The following is a 17618-nucleotide window of genomic DNA, read 5'->3' on the forward strand; positions in this document are numbered from 1 at the left end:
CCGACACCCCGCCCAGATGTCACCGCTTGACGGTGACCGTTACCGGCGCACTCATCGTCGCACCCGCGGCGTTGATGAACTCCACCCGGTAGGTGTGCTTCCCTTTCGAGGCGCCGCTGACCGTTGCCGTCGCCGATTGCGCCGTCGGCGTCGCCGCGACAAGCTCGCCTTCGGCGATCACGACGGCTCCCTCGTAGAACCGATACGAGGTAGCGTTCGTGCCCCACCACAGGTTGGCCGTCAATCGGTAGTTGCCGTCGCCGTCCCAATTGTCATGCGAGAGCACCGGCGTACCAGGGGACGCCTGGGTCACCTTGACGGTGACAGAGGTTGTCGCCGTCACGCCCTTCGAGTTGACGAGCTCGCCCGTGTACACATACACGCCGTTCGGCTTTCCGGTGATCGCAACCTTCGCCTCCTGTGGCGCGGTCCCCTTGTATTCGAGCGGGACCGTCTTCACAACCGCCCCGTTCTCGAAAAGGCGTAGCGATGAGCCGTTCTGGCCGTGAGGTAGGTTCATCGACACCGTGTAATCACCATCGGCCAGCCCGGTGTCCCAACCGTTGTCGTGGGACAGACGTCCACGTGCGGGAGCAGCTGTTGCGCCGTCGGGCACGATGACGGTCTCCGACCATGCCGAACGCTCGCTCTCACCAGCCTCGTTCACAGCGGCAACCGCGAAGCGGACGCTGGTGCCCGGTGTCAGGCCTGCGACGGTGTAGCTCCTCGCGGTCGTGTTGGCGATGGGGTCCTCCACGCCTTCGCGGTACACCCGGTACTCGGTAATCGCGCTGCCACCATCCGCAGCGGGTGCGGTCCAGGTCAACTCGATGTCGTTGCCTCGGGCAGCCGCAGCCACCGAGGGCGGTGCATCGGGCGCGACCGGCTCGGGCCGCTGCCACATCGAGGGAGTGATCGGTGTAACCGCAATCCGCTCGATTACAGCCTCACCGCCGCTGGACCACGCCGTGATGGCAGTTGCCCCAGCGTCGGGGAACACCTGATCAGTGATGGTCCGCATCCCGTCCCCGGCGAACACTTCGACCGACGCACGGTCGAGGTACACCTCGAGCTCGACCGTCCCATCGGGACTCAGTGCCAGAGGCGCGTCCTCGACGGAGGCGAATGCCGGGTGGAACCCGATGTTTCCGGAGTCACGGCGGTCCAGGAAGACACGCCCAACTTCGGCGTCGTAACCGATGAGGGTGCCCGAATCGTTGTCACCATGGACGCGGATACCGGCACGGTCTGCGTCGCCGGGGCGAAGCAGGACTTCGAGCTTGACCAGGTCGCCGGACAGTCCGAGGTCGGACTCACCGTTTACTCGGATGTGGGAAAGGGTCCGGGTGTCATCCGTCTGGAGTTGGTCCTCCATCTGAGGCGCCACCCGTTGCCTCAGTCGAGGGCCGTCCGCGGTGGATACGAGCGTCACCTCCCGCGGAAGCGACATGCTGCTGCGCCACGTGCTGGTGGGAATGTCGTTGGCGTAATCCCAGTTGTTCATCCACCCCTGCATGATTCGAGAGTCCGTCGGAGTTCCGAAGTAGGACACTGCCGCGTAATAATCGCGGCCCCAGTCGAGCCAGTCGTAGCTTTCGAGCCGCGTGAGGGCGGCGGTGTCGGCGAACATCACCTGGTCAACGAGGATGTGCCCCCACCCGAAGCGGTTGTTGTCGATGACTCGAATCGTTGCTTCGCGTCCTGCGAACTCCTTGACGTTCCAGCTCGCCCAGTCCAGGGTCTCGCTGTTCGCGCCGGTCGCGGTGCGTACGATCTCCCCATCGACGACGAGGTTCACCGAAGTCTCGTCCGAACGAGCCTTGGCGGGCGCGTCGCCGACCACGACGTGGTCGAAGGTGAGGTGGCCCCATCCCCCTGTCGCCTCATCGCGGATCCGCAACTGCGCCTGCTGTCCGCGGTACTCCGAGACGTCCCAAGACCGCCAGTTCAGCTGACCGGCTTCCGGACCAGTCTCGTTACGGACGACGGCGCCGTCGACGACGAGTTCCGCCTGCAGCGTGCCGTCGGTGCGCTTGCCGCCTCCGATGAGGAATGAGACGTGGTCTCCGGTGAGCTCGAACGTCGGCGAGGTGAGCGTTCCAACATTGTCGTCACCGCGCGGGCCACCCTCCCATGTGTTTAGCCGTTTCGCGCCGAGGTAGTAATCGCCGCCGGCGGTAGAGGGGTTTCGCGCCGGGTCTGTCGCGAAGTCACCAGTGATCGCCCACCCGGCATCCGTCAGGTTCTGCCCATCAGGCAGTTCGAAGTCGATCACCGTGGTTCCCGCGGGAGGGTCGTTGCTCAGCTGCGTGCCCGCAACGTGCGGGTGCCGACCGCCACCGACCAGAAAGTTGATGTAGTCGCTTTCGACGGTGAAGGTGGGCGATTCCAGTGTCCCGAGCGGCCAGTCCCCGTCGTTGAACCCGTTGACGAGCCCGGCCCCCACGAATCCTGACACCGGGTTCTGCCCCGGCAGGCTGCCCGACGCAGGAGCAGGTCCCCACGGACCTTCCTTCCAGTTTCCTGGTTCGTTGCCCACGGACCATCCGTCGTAGGTCCCCTCATCGAAGCCGGCATATACCGCCCCGGCAGGGAGGGTCTGCGAGCCTTCAGTGGTCTCGCTGCTGAAGGTGACTCCGTCGAACTCGCCGACGAAGTACTGTCCGCCGCTGCCGCCGGCAACGGCGCCGGGGTTGAGGTTGACCACCATCACCCACTTGGTGTCGGTAGGGTCCCCGTCGACGGGAAGCTCGAACAGGTCAGGGCATTCCCAGATACCACCGACCGAGTTTGCCGGACCGAAGTCGGACAGGTGCTCCCACGTCTTCAGGTCAGCGCTCTTGTACAAGACGACTTTGTGATCGAGCGCCTCGACAGCGACCATCACCCAGTAGGCTCCCGCAGGGCCGTCATACCAGAACACCTTTGGGTCGCGGAAGTTGGCGGAATCGCGGTTCACCACTGGGTTTCCGCTGTACTTCGTCCAGGTGTAGCCCCCGTCGGTGCTGTATGCGAGGGACTGAGCCTGCTTGCCGGCGAGGGTGGGGTGAGAAGCCTCGTACGCGCTGGTGTAGATAGCTACCAGCGGAGCTCTCGTGCCCTCACCAAAGCCGGAGGTGTTGTGCTCATCGACGACCACCGAGCCCGAGAAGATGCTCTCGATGGGTCGGCCGTCCGCGTCGAAGGTCTGCGGGATGGCCAGCGGCTGCTGCTCCCAGTGGAGCAGGTCTTCAGACGTCGCGTGCCCCCAGCTCATGTTGCCCCAGCGTGTGCCCTGCGGGTTGTGCTGGAAGTAGAGGTGGTAGGTGCCATCGACGTACACCATCCCGTTCGGGTCGTTCATCCAGTTCTCCGCGGGCGTGAAGTGCACTCCGGGACGATACGCCTGGTCGCCTGGAGTGGTCGCACTCGCTGGCGCCAGCGGACCGAGGCCGCCGACGACAACGGCCGCTCCGACCACCGCTGCTATGCCGGCGGTTCTGATCTTCTTCTGTCGAGCTTCGTGTCGTGAGACTGCTGCCCACCGTGCTGATCGCACCATCTGATGCTCGCCCTCCTTGGCGATCCCTCGTGGGTCGGACTGAGCCGACAGCTACTGACATCGATGTCAGTAGCTAGGGCGAGATCGTACGGATTGTCCAGCGGACAAAGCAACGCCGGATGCGCAACCTCACCAGACATTGTTGTCGTGCTCTACTGCGGAGCGCGGATTTCTCCGCTTCCCCGGGCGATCAGCGTCGTCGCAATGACGTGATGGCGGGGCGCGGTGGTGTCACCCTCGAGGCGGGCGAAGATGCGCTCGACTGCAGTTCGGCCAATTCCGTGAGGATCCTGGGCGATCACGGTGACTGCCGGTTCGAGGAGATCGGCCAGAGGAACATCATCGAATCCGATGAGCGCAGTGGAGTACTGCCTCCCGGTGTCGCGGAGGGCATGGAGTGCGCCGATAGTGATCAGGTTCTGCGCGCTGAACACGGCAGTGGGCGGGTGGTCGCTGCGTAGCAATACATGCAGGGCGCGATGAGCGGCTTCGGTGTCGGCGAGCTCGGTGACGACGGGTGTGAGAGCAGCCGGGATTCCTGCGTTGCGGACTGCCTCCACAAATCCTTGCTCTCGCTCGGCGGCAGTCCGAATAACCCGTCGGTCAGCGAGAAGAGCGATGCGCTGGTGGCCGTGATTGATCAGATGCTCGGTGGCCTGCCTTGCCGCCGTCCGATTGTCGCTGACGACCGTGTCAAACGAGGGATCCCCGGGCTCGCGGTCGATGTAGACGACTGGAATGCCGCGGTCTTGAAGGTGGGTGACATAATTCTGTCGTCGCCCTGCGGAGGTCAGGATCAACCCGTCAACTCGCCGTTGCAAGAACGCGGCCACAGCGCGCTCCTCACGGTCAGGGTCATCGTCGAGACTGGTCGCGAATACTGCCACACCGCGGGCGGTCGCGGCATCCTCCACGGCCCGCTGAATCGCGCCGGAAAAGGGGTTGTCAACGCTGCCCACCAGAAGCCCGAGCGTCCGCGTGCGTCCGTCACTGCGGCGCAGGCTCCCGGCCTGCAGATCAACGTGGTAATCCAACGCCCGCACCGCGGCCCACACCCGTTCCGCCGTACTGGCAGCAACGTTCGGTTCGTCGTTGATCACTCGCGACACGGTCTTTATGCCCACGCCGGCCAGCGCGGCAACCTGCTTCATGGTGGCCCTTGGTCGGCGGGCAGTGGTCGTGGCAACGGAGGCTGACATCGGTGTCACAATCCTGTCTCAGATTCGAACGGCTGTCTTGACTGTACTGGAATGCTGAGGTAGAAACGCTGCTGACATCGTTGTCAATCAGGCAACGCTCGCCGAGAGGAACTCAATGAAGATCCACATGCACAAGGGACGAAAGACCCTGACCTCAGCGCTCGCCATCTCCGCCGCGGCGGCACTCGCCCTCACAGGCTGTGCCGGAACAACCGCTACCTCACCATCCGGCGGAGGATCCGAGGAGATCGGCGTCTCGCTGATCGTCAAGACCAACTCCAACCCCTTCTTCATCGCAATGCAGGAAGGCGCCAAGGCGGCCGCGGAGGAGAACGGGGTCAATCTGACGCTCGCCGCGGGCAAGGAGGACGGGGACGAAGACACCCAGATCCAGGCCATCGAGGCCGCGATCTCTAAGGGTGACGCCGGCATCCTCATCACGCCCAACGGGCCCGCGGTGCTGGACGCCATCGCCAAGGCACGCGACGCGGGACTGTTCGTCATCGCACTGGACACCGTTCCCGACCCCGCCGACTCGGTCGACATCACGTTCGCGACCGACAACTACCTTGCCGGTCAGTACATCGGCCAGTGGACGGCAGCCACCCTCGACGGCGGCGACGCGGTCATCGGACTAATCGACCTGTTCGACGACAAGGCGGTCACCGTCGACTACAACCGCGACCAGGGATTCCTGGACGGGCTCGGCATCGAGTTGGGTGACGACACCATCAACGGCGACGAGGAGGCCACCGGCTCCTACTCCGGTGGTGCGGGCGGCAACTACACCATCGTCGGCAATGAGGCCTCGCAGGGAGCCGAAGACGGCGGTCGCACCGCAATGGAGAACCTCCTCGCCAAGAACCCCGACATCAACGTGGTCTACACCATCAACGAACCCGCCGCCTACGGCGCGTATCAGGCACTCGAGGCAGCCGGAAAGACCGCGGACGACGTGATCATCGTGTCCGTCGACGGCGGTTGCGCCGGCGTCGGACAGGTAGCTGACGGCATCATCGACGCCACCAGCCAGCAGTACCCCGTGAAGATGGCCGAACTCGGCGTGGAAGCAATCGTCGAGCTTGTCGAGACCGGTGAAGCGCCCCAGACCAGCGATGGCCTCGACTTCTTCAACACCGGTGTCGCTCTGGTCACCGACCAGCCGGCCGAAGGTGTGGAGTCCATCGACACCGCCGCGGCGACGGAGATCTGCTGGGGAGGCGAGTAAGCAGCCCCGAAGGATGCCGCGGCCGACTCATCCCGTCGACCGCGGCGTCCTCCCCCAACTCTTTGGAAGTGACCCCGTGACTCAACCAGCCCCGCCGACATCCACCCTCGATCTTGCCGCCGAGTTCCTCGACCGGCGAACGCCCTTGGACCGCGTCCGCGGTCTGCTGCACCGCTATCCCGCAATCAGCCCCGCCGTTGTCCTGGTCCTGGCGATCATTGTCTTCGGCAGCATCAATCCCCGCTTCTTCGCACCCGCCAACCTGTCGCTCGTCCTCGACCAGGTGTCCGTCGTCGGGACGGTGGCGATAGCCCAGACGCTCATCATCCTGACCGCAGGCATCGACCTGTCCGTCGGCGCTGCGATGATCCTGGCGTCCATGGTGATGGCTCAGACCGCCTTCCACAACGGCTTTCCGGCGCCGCTGGCGTTGTTTGCCGGACTGGTTGCGGCGCTGACCGCGGGAGCATTGAACGGCTTCCTCGTCACTCGCGTGAAACTGCCCCCCTTCATCGCGACGCTCGGAACCTTCAACATCTTCGTGGCCCTCACGCTGCTGTACAGCGGCGGGCAAACCGTCCGAAAAGCGGAGATGCCTGACCTTCTCACATGGACCGCCACCGCGCTTCCCGTCGGAGATATCAGACTCACGGTCGGGGTGATCATCATGCTGGCCCTGTACGTGGTGGTCGCGTACGTCCTGGGCCGCACCGCGTGGGGTCGGCACGTTTACGCCGTTGGCGACGACGCTGAAGCCGCTCGTCTTGCCGGCATCTCGACTAGTCGCGTGCTCATGAGCGTGTACATCGCGGCTGGTGCAGTGCTCGCGGTCGCGGCGTGGATCCAGATCGGACGGTCCGGCGCGGCAAGCCCGAACGCCGGCGCCGACCTCAACCTCGACTCGATCACAGCCGTCGTCATCGGCGGGACCTCCCTCTTTGGCGGTCGCGGGGTGATCTGGGGGACCCTGCTCGGCGCCGTCATCGTTGGAGTGTTCCGCAATGGGCTCTTCCTCGCGGGCGTGGACGGGCTCTATCAGACCCTCGCCATCGGAATCCTCGTCATCGTCGCGGTCGCCGTCGACCAGTGGATCAGGAAGGTACGCAAGTGAGCCTCATCGAAGATGCCGTCGAGCCCGCCCCGACGCCGGTCGGCGTCCCAGTCCTCGAAGCCAAACGACTGGTGAAAACGTTCGGCCGCGTCGTCGGTCTGGACGGCGTGAGCCTGCAACTCCACGCCGGCGAAGTGCTGGCCGTGATCGGCGATAACGGCGCTGGCAAGTCCACGCTGATCAAATGTCTCACGGGCGCATACATCCCCGACGAAGGGCAGCTACTGCTGGACGGCCGTGAAGTGCACTTCAAGCGTCCGCAGGATGCGCGAGCGGCGGGCATCGAGACCGTGTATCAGAACCTTGCCGTGTCGCCGGCTCTCGACGTCGCCGCGAATCTGTTCCTCGGTCGCGAGCGACGCAAGCCGGGCATCGCCGGTTCCGTTTTCCGAGCTCTGGACAAATCTGGTATGCGTAGGGAAGCGCGCGAGCAGGTGCAGAAGCTGGGCATCTCGACGCTGCAGGACGTGAGCGTCGCGGTCGAGAATCTGTCCGGAGGGCAGCGGCAAGCCGTCGCCGTCGCCCGGGCGGCAGCCTTCGGATCGAAGGTGGTAATTCTTGATGAGCCGACAGCAGCGCTGGGGGTGCGGGAATCGAACCAGGTGCTCGAGCTCATCGAACGCCTGCGTGAGCACGGTGTGCCCGTTATTCTCATCTCCCACAACATGCCGCATGTGTTCCAGGTCGCGGACCGTATCCATGTGCAACGGCTGGGCAAGCGTGCAGCGACGATCACCCCGCAGTCTCACTCGATGACCGATGCTGTGGCGATCATGACCGGCGCCGCCCAGGCGTGAGACTAGACAGCCAGATGCGCCGAGTGCGGCGGGTCTGACAGAAGGGATTGATGCAATGGGAACGGTGGTTCTGTACGCCGAGTTCACTGCACGCGCAGGTGTTGCGCTCGAGGTTGAGGCGCTCATCAGCGCGTACGCAGAGTTGGTCCGCGCCGAACCGGGGAACCTGTGTTTCGATGTGTACACCAGGGGCGACGCGTCAGCCCGATTCAACGTCTTCGAGGCGTACCGGGACCAAGCCGCGTTTGAGGCGCATCTCGCTAGTGCGGATGGCGTCGCATTCAATGCCGCACTCACCCCACTTATCGAAGAACCTGCGAGTGAGCTCAGTTTCCTGCGCCCGCTGGATGTCGCCGCATGGGACGGGGTGGATGTGGGCGAGAAGTGACGGGCGGGATCACCACTGCCGATGTCCTCGTTATCGGCGAGGCGCTGATGGACATCACCACCATCGGCGACGAGGTGACCGAGATGCCCGGCGGCGGACCGGCCAACGTGGCGCTAGGGCTGGGCCGCCGCGGAAGCGACGTGGCCCTCCTCACGAACCTCGGTCGCGACAGCCGAGGAAGCCTGATCACACGTCACCTCGAACGCTCGGGTGTCTGGGTGCTGGCGGAATCGTTCGGTGCCGCTCCGACATCCACTGCCCACGCCCGGATTCTCGGGGACGGGTCAGCTCAATACGACTTCAGCCTGACCTGGCTGGCTTCGCCCGCGGAGATCTCGGTCAAGCCACGCACCGTCCACACCGGATCGGTGGCTGCCTTCCTCGCGCCGGGTGACGCTCTCGTGCTGGAGCAACTGGATCGATTGAATCCGGAGATCGTCACCTTCGACCCCAACATCCGGGCTGCGCTGATTGGAGATGCGGCGAGCGTCCGCAGCCGGTTCGAGGAGTTCGCCCGGCGTTCGACGGTGGTGAAGTTATCTGACGAGGACGCCGGCTTTTTGTACCCCGGCGCGAACGAGGTCGAGGTCCTCCGCACCATCGGGCAACTAGGCCCGCATCTGGTCGCGGTCACTCGTGGTGCGGAGGGGGCGATCCTCAGCGCCCACGGGCAGATCGTGCACGTGCCGGGGCGCCGCACCGCGGTCGTCGACACCATCGGCGCGGGGGACACTTTCATGGCATCGCTGGTGGCTGACTATCCTGCCATGCACGGCAAGGATCTTACCTACGAGATGATCTATGAATTGGGATCGCGAGCTGCCGACGCAGCGGCCATCACGGTCGGACGTGCCGGCGCGGACCTGCCGTGGGCAAACGAACTCACCGCAGGTGTGTGAGCGGGATCGATCAGTCTGAGACGACGCGACGGGCGACTTCCATTGGGCGCAGGGGCGTTACCGACGCTTCCCGGAGCACCGTGTCCGCTCGCACCGCCTGCACATCGAGGTGGGCTGCGTCTGTGGTTCCGAGGCTAATCATCGAGAGAGACGCGCCTGTCTCCGGCAGGAACACCTCCACGGAGCCGACGTCCACGACGATGTCCAACCGCACGCGTCCCTCGCGAGGTGGAGCGTGCACCGTACGGATTGTGCGATACGCATCCGGCATGGTCGCGGCGATGGCATCGGCATCACGGGCGACGAACGCGGTCTGGGTCGCGAAGTCGTAGCCGACCGTTGCAAATGTCCCGTTTCCGCGTGGAATGCGGATGCGCGCTTCGCTGCCGGCGGATGCGTCCGCGTCGAATTCTGCGCGCACCCGATATGCGTCGGCAGCTGGGTCGGGGAGGGGATAGGGATTGTCTGGCGTGAGCGTCACCGCTTCGACCGGTTGCGGAGCGCCCTCGAGCGAGGCGAGTGCATCGAGGGGGCGCGAGGTCAGCGTCAGCCGGTCGGTCATCTTCGTCAAGGTGAGGGTGCGAACGAGAGTGTCCGAGCCGCCGTGCCAGCGCGTGGTGGGCAGCTGGCCTGCATATGCCCAGTTGTTGAGCCAGCCGATGCTGTAGCGCTCTGTCAATCGTTCTCCCGCTGGTAGGCGGGGATCGTCCCAGGTGACTGCGGCGTAGAAGTCCGCCCCACGATCCAGCCACTGGTGAGCGGTCGGGTCGGCTGTGAAGCCGCCGCCGTCCCACGAGCCGGTCCAGTACACCGTTCCGGTGGTCATGTTCTCAGTGCTCCCATTCGCTCCCGCCATCAGGATCCAGCGAATGTTGGAGGGGTCGCCGTCCACGGCCATGGGGAACAGGTCCGGGCATTCCAGAACGCCCAGGTCGGGAGCCTCGAAACTTGAGGCGTAGACCCACTGCTTGAGGTCGGAAGACGTGTAGAAGCCGATCTTTCCGCCTTCCGCCAGCGCCATGACCCACTGTCGGCGTTGCACGTCCCAAATCACGCGGGGGTCGCGGAAGTCTCTCACTCCCGGGTTTTCCATGACTGGGTTGCCGTCGTAGGGCTCAAAGTTGTAGCCATCGTCTTTAGACACGAACAGCGACTGGCGTTGGACGCCGTCCACCTGTTGCGTGACGACGGCGATGACCGCTCCGGCACCGAACCCAGCGGTGTTCTCCTCGTCGACCACCGCCGTACCGGTCCAAATGTCGCCAAGCCCCGTCGTGTACTTCTCGATGGCCACGCCGTGATCGGTCCAGTTCATCAGGTCGGTAGACGTCGCGTGATACCACTCGGTCCCGTTCCCGTCGGGGTAGTCCTCGTTGTAGAGGTAGTAGTAGTGCCACACCCCACCGAGCAGGAATGGGCGCTGCGGATCGTTCATCCAGTGCCGTTCGGGAGTGAGGTGAATGGCAGGGCGGTACGGGTCGTCTCGAGGAGTGAGCGTGTACGGGGCGGTCCCCGGGGTCGGCGTTACCTCCGGCTCCGGTGGCGCGGCGGGGTTCCGAAGCGCGATGACAACGAGGATGGTCACGACCGCCACGGCAGCCGCGACGATCCCCGTGACAATCAACCGACGTCGCGTCGTCGATGGCCTAGGGGTGGGCTTGTCGTCCACGTTTGCTCGTTCCATCCATTGGCGGCTTGATTCATGACGAGACGGGGTGCCCCGGGCCGTGCGATCCGGGGCACCCCGCCATCGGGTAGGTCAGATCCGTAGCCCGACGCTGATCCGTCGGGCCGCGGAGCGTGGCTCAGGGCTTCTCCGCCGTCTTGTTCTTGAAGACCTTGTTGGCCGGAATGTCCGCCCAACCGCCGAGACCATCGTCCCCGTAGCTGTAGTCGACAGCCGTGGTTGCCGGATCACCGTTGACGCCGATGTCCATCTTCACCGTCGGGGCCAGAGTTCCGCCCCGCACGAAGTCGTCGTGCGTGCCGATGGTGTCGATGAAGGACTGCACGAGGCCGCCCGGCATGACGTAGTGCGAGTATGCCTGGAAGTGACCGGGATGCTGGTTGAAGTCCGGAGCAAACGGCTGCCCACCCAGGAAGTTCAGGTTGGTGGGGTTTCCGAGAGCGAGGCCAGAGCCGCTGTTGAGCGGCTGGAAGTCGCTGCGGATTCCATTCCCGACGAACCCGTAGACGCCCTCGGGGCCATCAATTCCAGATGCGAAGGTTCCGCGATGACTGATCGTGAACAAGTAGTACTTGCCGTCCTTGAACACGAACTGCGGCCGCTCGGTCTGATCTGTCACGCAGTTGGCCGAGAGAATCGGCGGGAGGAACTCCCACTTCGTAAGCTCCTTGTTCTTCGCTCGAGCCAGACCAATGTTGCCGATCTGATAAGTCGCCCCGGAGGCGTTGACCTGTTCGACCGTCTCGGCATACGGGTCCCCTGGCCGGTACCCGAGGTCAGCCTTGGTGCACTTGGCGCTCTCTCGCGGCATGGCCGAGTTGCCCTCGAACACCATGTAGGTTTCGCCGGGACGGGCGGGGTCTTCGAACGTGAAGGGGTCACGGAAGTTGAAGAACTCGTTCTGGGCACCGTTCTGGTACCACTTCCCGTCGGCCTGCAATAGGTCCGTTACCTTGTTGAAACCGGTGAACTTCACACCCTGCTTATTGACGTGGACCTTGCCGACGCTCAGCGCGATCCGCGGGTCATACGGCTTGCGGTTGCTGCCGTCGGGGTTGCGGTAGAACGCGACGTCGGTAAAGAAGAGCTTGATCTGCCCGCCCTTGAAGATGCGCGCTGAGCCAGACCACTGGGTCTGATGGCTGAAGCTCTGGTCCGGGAAAATCTTGCCGGTGACGCCTTCCTTGAAGACCAGGCCGCCGTACGTCCAGCCACCGTTCTCGGGTCGATCCTCGAAAGGAATGCCCGCTTCGCGATAGAAGTATCCGATCTTGGCGTAGACGTGACGGTCGTCGAAGCCCAGGCTGCGGTCGGCAACGAGCGAGAAGATGATCTCCTGGCCGTTGACGCTGTACTGGTTGCCGTCCTTATCGGTCAGCGGCCAGGTGTCCCAGACCCAAACCTGTTCATTGGACATGTCGGGGAAGTCCTGCGGCACCGTAGGCATCGTCAGTGACTCCGGCATGGAGTTCTCACGGGACGGCGCCGCGGGATCGGAGAGCCGCTTGAGCTGACGTGCGTCAGCACGCGTCCACCGGGACGTGAAGTTCGTGGTCGGCGAATACGCCTTCTGGGAGTGAATGGTCGGCTCCGGCCCGTCCTGCAAGTCCGGGGCCGCCGTCGCCGCCGTCGAGCCGGCGAACACGGCCGTGGCAACAAGAGCGGCGGTGAGCACAGCGCTCATCGCGCGACGTGGCCGCCGCTTTGGGGGTTGCATCATGATGGCTCCTCATTCGGGGAAGATCATGCAAATCTGTTTTGCATGACGAATCCATAGTTGCATGGGGGCGTGCTGGGCGCATGTCGGCTCTTCGGGGGACAACGTCGCTCACGGCGCGCAGCGACTACCTCGGACGACGCGCCGTCCGCGCTCCTTCGGCACGTGAGGTCGCTGGATGAAGCTTCTGCCTCACCGAGGCCCGGACGGGCGCTGAAATATGAGCAGATCGCGCCCGCTGGCACCAGTCGAAACTTGCCGTGCGGGCAAGACGGTTTACGAGCGCCCAGTTCCGACAGCGGACTGCGGCAATCGCTAACGAGCAACGCGGACAGTGCGGCGCTCCTACGAACGCACCTTTTGGTCGGGGCAGCACCATCGTTCCGGCCGCCGGCCACCAGGATCAATGGTTCTGTGGCGTCATCGGGCGCGACTGCGCGTTAACGCCCGGGCTCGGCAGTGGTGCAGCGACGGCTGTGCGCGGGTACAAAGCCGGCGGCGACGGTCGCAGTGACAGTCCTTCGTACGGCGGGCCGTGATTTCACGGTTTGCCCCTCCGAAAGGACCGAGAGTCAATCGTCTACCAGTGGCGCACTAGCTTGGAAACTCCTTTCTCGAGCCAGAGGCGCGCTACCCGGCGGCGGTCAGCAGAACAGGAGACGCTCGGCCGCATGGCGCGGTCGAGCGTGTGTGGGGCGGGTGGGTGGGGCCGCTGCGATCTCACGCATCGGCGGGCGCTCCGACGGACCGCCGTGGCACTGGGGGGCACGCGATGAGCTGCCGCGGGACCTGAGTCGGCGAGTCGAGACCGAGCAGAGTGCGAACTCCGGCGACCCCCAGCTCGTAGTGCGGCAGGGCGACGGTGGTCAGCGGGGGACGCAGATGCGCGCTGATGACCTCCTGGTCATCGAATCCGACGACCGCGATGTCATCAGGAATGCGCAGGTTCCGTTCGCGGGCGGCATCGTAGAACCCCATCGCGACACGGTCGTTGTGGCAGAAGACCGCTGTCGCGCCCTGGGCGAAGACCTCCGCAGCGGCGCTGTAGCCGCCCTCCTGGTCGGGCGATGCGTCGATCACCAGCGACTCGTCGAACGGCGCTCCGGCGTGGGCAAGCGCGTCACGGTACCCGGCGAGCCGGCCGGCCTGCGCGGGCGAGGGCGTCGTGGTGTTGATGAAGGCGACGCGCTTATGTCCGGCGGTGAGTAGCAGCTCCGTTGCAGTCCGGCCCCCCTGCCTCTCATCGGGAACCACTGCTGGCAGTGCCGCGCTGTCAGAGAAGCAATCCACGAGCACTGCATCGGTCTCCGCGAGCGCGACAGGGACTGACGCTTCGCGGTGATACCACGTGGAGTAGAGGATGCCGCGCACTTTGTGCTCGAGCATCATGCTGATGGCTTCCTCCTCGGCGCCCTCGTTTCCGTCGGTGTTGGCGACCAGAAGCACGTAACCGTTCTTCCACGCCTCGTCCTGGGCGCCCTGGATGATGCGTCCGGCGAAGGGTGTGGTGGCAATGGCATCGGCGACCAGGCCGATGAACTTTGAGTTCCCTTTCACCAGGGTCTGCGCGAGCGCGTTGGGGCGGTAGCCGAGTTCCTCGATGGCCTGCTTGACCCGGTCACGTGCGGCGTCGCCGATACGCGCTCCCGGCTTGTCGTTGACCACATGCGACACCGTGGCCACGGATACCCCTGCGGCCTGCGCGACGTCGCGCATCGTAACCGGTGATGTGCGCGCGCTCGGCTCGTCGTCGGGTCCTACCGCCGGTGTGCGTGACGTCGTCATTAAGGTTCCTCTTCGCCGCGAGGCGCTCATCCCTTGGTCGCCCCGCTCTCCAGACCGTAGATCATCGCCTTGTTCAGCACGAGGAACACCAGCAGCAATGGGGTAATCGTGACGCACACCGCAGCGAAGGTGGCAGTCCAGTCGACGTTGCCCATCGCGCCGATGTAGTTCTGCAGACCGAGCGGAATCGTCTTCAGGTCATCTGAGAGGACGAAGGTATTGGCGAAGATGAAGTCGTTCCAGATGAAGATGCTGTTGACCAGGACCACGGTGACGATGGTGTTCACCGACAGCGGGAACGTGATCTGACCGAAGATCCGGTAAGGCCCGGCTCCATCCAGCGAAGCTGCCTCGTACGTCTCTTGAGGGATGTACTGGTAGAACGAGGAGAATAGGTAGATGGACATCGGCAGGGAGAAGCCGGCCAGCGGGATGATCATCGACTGGTAGGTGTCGAGAAGGCCGACCGCTGAGTAGTCAACGAACAGCGGAACCAAAGCGATCTGCACCGGCACGATGATGCCGATGAGGAACAGACCGCGGACGAAGCCGCTGAACCGGAAGCCCAGCACCTGCAGCGCGTAGGCGGCCATCATGCCCAGGACCACGATGAGAACGCTGGCGCCCAGCGTAACGATGAGGCTGTTGAGGATATTCAGTCCGAGGTTTCCGGTGCTGAACGCGCGGGCGTAGTTGTCGAAGGTCACCTCCGTGGGGAGGGCGAACGGGTTGCCGCTGGCGAAGTCCTGCGGGGTGCGCACGCTGGAAATGAACAGCCATGCCAGCGGGTAGACCTGGACCACGACGATGATGGCGATGACGACCGAATTCAGCGTCTGGTGGAGGTGCAGGCGGCGAGGTCGCCGCGGCGGCTCCGGGCGCGATTCCAGGCGGGACTGCAGTTGTGGCCGGGTGGCCACGGCGGAGGCGTTCATGCGTCGGCCTTTCGACGGAGGAGAACAACGATCAGCCCGACGGCCAGGAGGCACTCGGCGACGATGAAGACGGACATCGTGCTGGCGTAGCCATAGTCGGTGTGGGTGAACGCGGTTTTGTACATGTAGGTCGTCAGCAGCTCGGAGGCCTGACCGGGGCCACCGTTGGTGAGGAGATACGGGATGTCGAAGCCGCGCAGCGCGTATGTGGTGGCCATGATCACGGCGGTAATCCACACCGGTCGGATGTACGGGAAGCGGATCCTAGTGAAAACCTGCCACCAGTTGGCGCCGTCCAGGCGCGCCGCCTCTTCGAGCTCGCGTGGCACCGCGAGGAGAGCGGCGTAGATGATGAGCATGTAGAGGCCGGTGAATCGCCAGCCCTCCGGGATCGACACTGCGGCGAGCACCGTGTTGACGTTCGACAGCCACGCCTGCTGCAGCTCCCCGAGGCCTACCCACTGCAGGATCTGGTTGAGCAGGCCGAGCGGTTCGAGCGAGTAGATGCGCTGGAACAGCAGTGCTATCGCGACGGTGGAGATGACCGCCGGCAACAGGTACAGGGTCTTCACGAGCTCGCGGCCGCGGGTAATGGTCAGCAGCAGGCTGGCGACGATGAGCGCGCCCCCCAGCTGCAGGATGAGGCAGATGGCGAGGTAGCCCAGGGAGTTGAAGAACGAGATCCAGAAGACATCGTCTCCGGTGAACATCTCAACGTAGTTCGCCAATCCGACGAACACCATGTCGGTGATGCCGTCCCAGCGGAAGAAGCTGAGGAATAGCGACTGCAGGATGGGCAGAAGCACGGCGATCCCGTACAGGAGTAGCGGGGGGATAAGGAAAATGGCGACGGAGGTCTTGGACCTGCTCGGGAGCATGCTGTTGCTCATGGTGAGCCTTCCGTGTGTGGTGCGGTGGCGGGGGCGAACTGTCGCCCCCGCCACCGGGCTTACTTGAACGCCTCTGGCGCGTTCTCAGCGATGGTCTCATCCATGGTCTGGATGAACTCTTCCGCGGAGATCTCGCCCTGAATGAGCAGGGTGAGCTCCTGCTGCAGGCGGGTGTTCGACGCCGGGTCGAGCTGCGTGTCCCAGGGCATAGCGATGGCTTCGCCGACGTCGCCCGCCTGATCCACGGCTCGCTCGTACAGCGGCGTTGCATTGGCGGGGATCGTGGTCTCGACTGTGGAGGTGGGTGACAGCGCGCCGGTCTGCGCGTAGACCTCGGGGTAGCGCTCGAGCGCGAAGGCGAGGAAGTCGCGGACGAGGGGATCGTACGTCTTGCTGTTGACAGCCATCCCGATGCCCGACGGAGTGACGTACTCGTTCGCGGCGGTAACAGCGCCAGCGGTGAGCGGGAGCGTGAAGTAGTCGATGTCGTCACGGACCGCCGGGTCGAGGTTCTCGGTTGCGAGGTTCGACAGTTCCCACGTGCCGATGTTGTACACCGCGGCGTTACCGGACGTGAACGCCGCCTGAGCGTCCGCGTAACCGGTGGAGGAGAACCCCTCCTGGAAGCAGCCGGCCTCACCGAGCGACGCGAGCCACTCCACCGCGGCGGTACCAGTCTCGTCAGAGAGCGTTGCCTCCGCCTTCTTCAGCTTCTGCACGTACTCCGGGCCGGCGGTGCGGAACGGGTGGTACGCCATGTAACGCTCGAGCGGCCACTGATCCTGCCCATCCAGCGCGATGGGGGTGATTCCCGCTTCGCGAAGCGCGGTGCACATCGCCGGGAAGTCGTCCAGCGTTTCCGGGACGGTGACGCCAGCCTGCTCGAACAGCGCCTTGTTGTACCAGAAGAACTCGAGCTGGAATTCGAACGGGATCATGTACAGCGACCCGTCGTCGAACCGCTGGTAGTTCAGTGCCGCGGGACGGTAGTCGTCGTAGAGGCCGAGGTCCTCCAGCAGAGCCTCCGCGTCCACCATCCGCCCCTGGTCGGCAAGCTTCTGCGCGAACGGGGTGGCGTCGGTGTCGAAGAGCTCGGGGAGCTTGTTCGCCGCTGCGAGCGTCTCGTACTTCTGGATGTACGACGGCCGGTCCGGGGTGGTGATGAGGTTCAGGGCGAACCCGGGGTTCTCCTCGGCATACTCGTCTGCGATCTGCTGCATGGCAGTGATCACGCCACCGTCGGCGGGGCGGGACAGGAGCCAGGAGATCTCGCGGGGCTCGATCTCCCCGTCCGGGTTCACGTCGGTCGGGTCGCCTGACCCTCCGGATCCGCCTCCGGCGCAGCCGGTGAGCACCAGGGCGGTTGCGGTGGCCGCGGCGAGGGCGGCGGCGACCATTCGGTTCTTTCTCATGTCCATATCTCCATTGATTGAGGATGGTG

Annotated in this window: 13 protein-coding genes; 5 read left to right on the forward strand and 8 right to left on the reverse strand. The window is 64.6% G+C overall.

What is annotated here, in order from left to right:
• Window positions 1–19 precede the first annotated feature (19 nt).
• On the reverse strand, window positions 20–3541 hold the full coding sequence (locus ACFC1W_RS07420) for a GH32 C-terminal domain-containing protein (protein WP_375990471.1): 3522 nt from the start codon (window positions 3539–3541) through the stop codon (window positions 20–22).
• A 152-nt stretch (window positions 3542–3693) separates the two neighbouring features.
• Window positions 3694–4692: a LacI family DNA-binding transcriptional regulator gene (locus tag ACFC1W_RS07425; RefSeq protein ID WP_375990474.1), complete on the reverse strand. Its 999-nt coding sequence runs from the start codon at window positions 4690–4692 to the stop codon at window positions 3694–3696.
• 163 nt (window positions 4693–4855) lie between these two features.
• On the opposite strand from ACFC1W_RS07425, the gene ACFC1W_RS07430 reads away from it, so the two are divergent.
• From ACFC1W_RS07430 to ACFC1W_RS07450, 5 genes are all read left to right on the forward strand, one after another.
• Complete coding sequence (locus tag ACFC1W_RS07430; protein WP_375990477.1) at window positions 4856–5968, forward strand: substrate-binding domain-containing protein; 1113 nt, start codon at window positions 4856–4858, stop codon at window positions 5966–5968.
• A 76-nt stretch (window positions 5969–6044) separates the two neighbouring features.
• On the forward strand, window positions 6045–7079 hold the full coding sequence (locus ACFC1W_RS07435) for an ABC transporter permease (protein WP_375990480.1): 1035 nt from the start codon (window positions 6045–6047) through the stop codon (window positions 7077–7079).
• Window positions 7076–7876, forward strand: a complete 801-nt coding sequence (locus tag ACFC1W_RS07440) for an ATP-binding cassette domain-containing protein (protein WP_375990483.1) — start codon at window positions 7076–7078, stop codon at window positions 7874–7876. Before ACFC1W_RS07435 ends, ACFC1W_RS07440 begins: the two co-directional genes overlap by 4 nt.
• Window positions 7877–7931: 55 nt before the next feature.
• The gene (locus ACFC1W_RS07445) at window positions 7932–8264 is read left to right on the forward strand and encodes a putative quinol monooxygenase (RefSeq protein ID WP_375990486.1); all 333 of its coding nucleotides are present in this window, start codon (window positions 7932–7934) and stop codon (window positions 8262–8264) included.
• A complete protein-coding gene (locus tag ACFC1W_RS07450; protein ID WP_375990488.1) occupies window positions 8261–9163 on the forward strand; it encodes a carbohydrate kinase in 903 nt (300 codons plus the stop codon). The genes ACFC1W_RS07445 and ACFC1W_RS07450 overlap by 4 nt, the downstream gene beginning before the upstream one ends.
• Window positions 9164–9173: 10 nt before the next feature.
• On the opposite strand, the gene ACFC1W_RS07455 is transcribed toward ACFC1W_RS07450, so the two are convergent.
• From ACFC1W_RS07455 to ACFC1W_RS07480, 6 genes are all read right to left on the reverse strand, one after another.
• Window positions 9174–10832, reverse strand: coding sequence for a GH32 C-terminal domain-containing protein (locus ACFC1W_RS07455; RefSeq protein WP_375990491.1), 1659 nt, complete (start codon window positions 10830–10832; stop codon window positions 9174–9176).
• Window positions 10833–10968: 136 nt separating this feature from the next.
• Complete coding sequence (locus ACFC1W_RS07460) at window positions 10969–12534, reverse strand: glycoside hydrolase family 68 protein (protein WP_375990494.1); 1566 nt, start codon at window positions 12532–12534, stop codon at window positions 10969–10971.
• A gap of 753 nt (window positions 12535–13287) precedes the next feature.
• On the reverse strand, window positions 13288–14352 hold the full coding sequence (locus tag ACFC1W_RS07465; RefSeq protein WP_375990497.1) for a LacI family DNA-binding transcriptional regulator: 1065 nt from the start codon (window positions 14350–14352) through the stop codon (window positions 13288–13290).
• Between the two features lie 26 nt (window positions 14353–14378).
• Window positions 14379–15287 (reverse strand): carbohydrate ABC transporter permease, encoded by a 909-nt coding sequence (locus ACFC1W_RS07470; protein WP_375990499.1) that lies wholly within the window; start codon window positions 15285–15287, stop codon window positions 14379–14381.
• On the reverse strand, window positions 15284–16165 hold the full coding sequence (locus ACFC1W_RS07475; RefSeq protein ID WP_375991453.1) for a carbohydrate ABC transporter permease: 882 nt from the start codon (window positions 16163–16165) through the stop codon (window positions 15284–15286). The genes ACFC1W_RS07470 and ACFC1W_RS07475 overlap by 4 nt, the downstream gene beginning before the upstream one ends.
• A gap of 71 nt (window positions 16166–16236) precedes the next feature.
• Window positions 16237–17589, reverse strand: a complete 1353-nt coding sequence (locus ACFC1W_RS07480) for an ABC transporter substrate-binding protein (protein ID WP_375990502.1) — start codon at window positions 17587–17589, stop codon at window positions 16237–16239.
• Window positions 17590–17618: the final 29 nt, after the last annotated feature.

Origin of the sequence: Microbacterium sp. NPDC056003, from assembly GCF_042274785.1 — a bacterium.
In the GTDB taxonomy this organism is placed as follows: domain Bacteria; phylum Actinomycetota; class Actinomycetes; order Actinomycetales; family Microbacteriaceae; genus Microbacterium.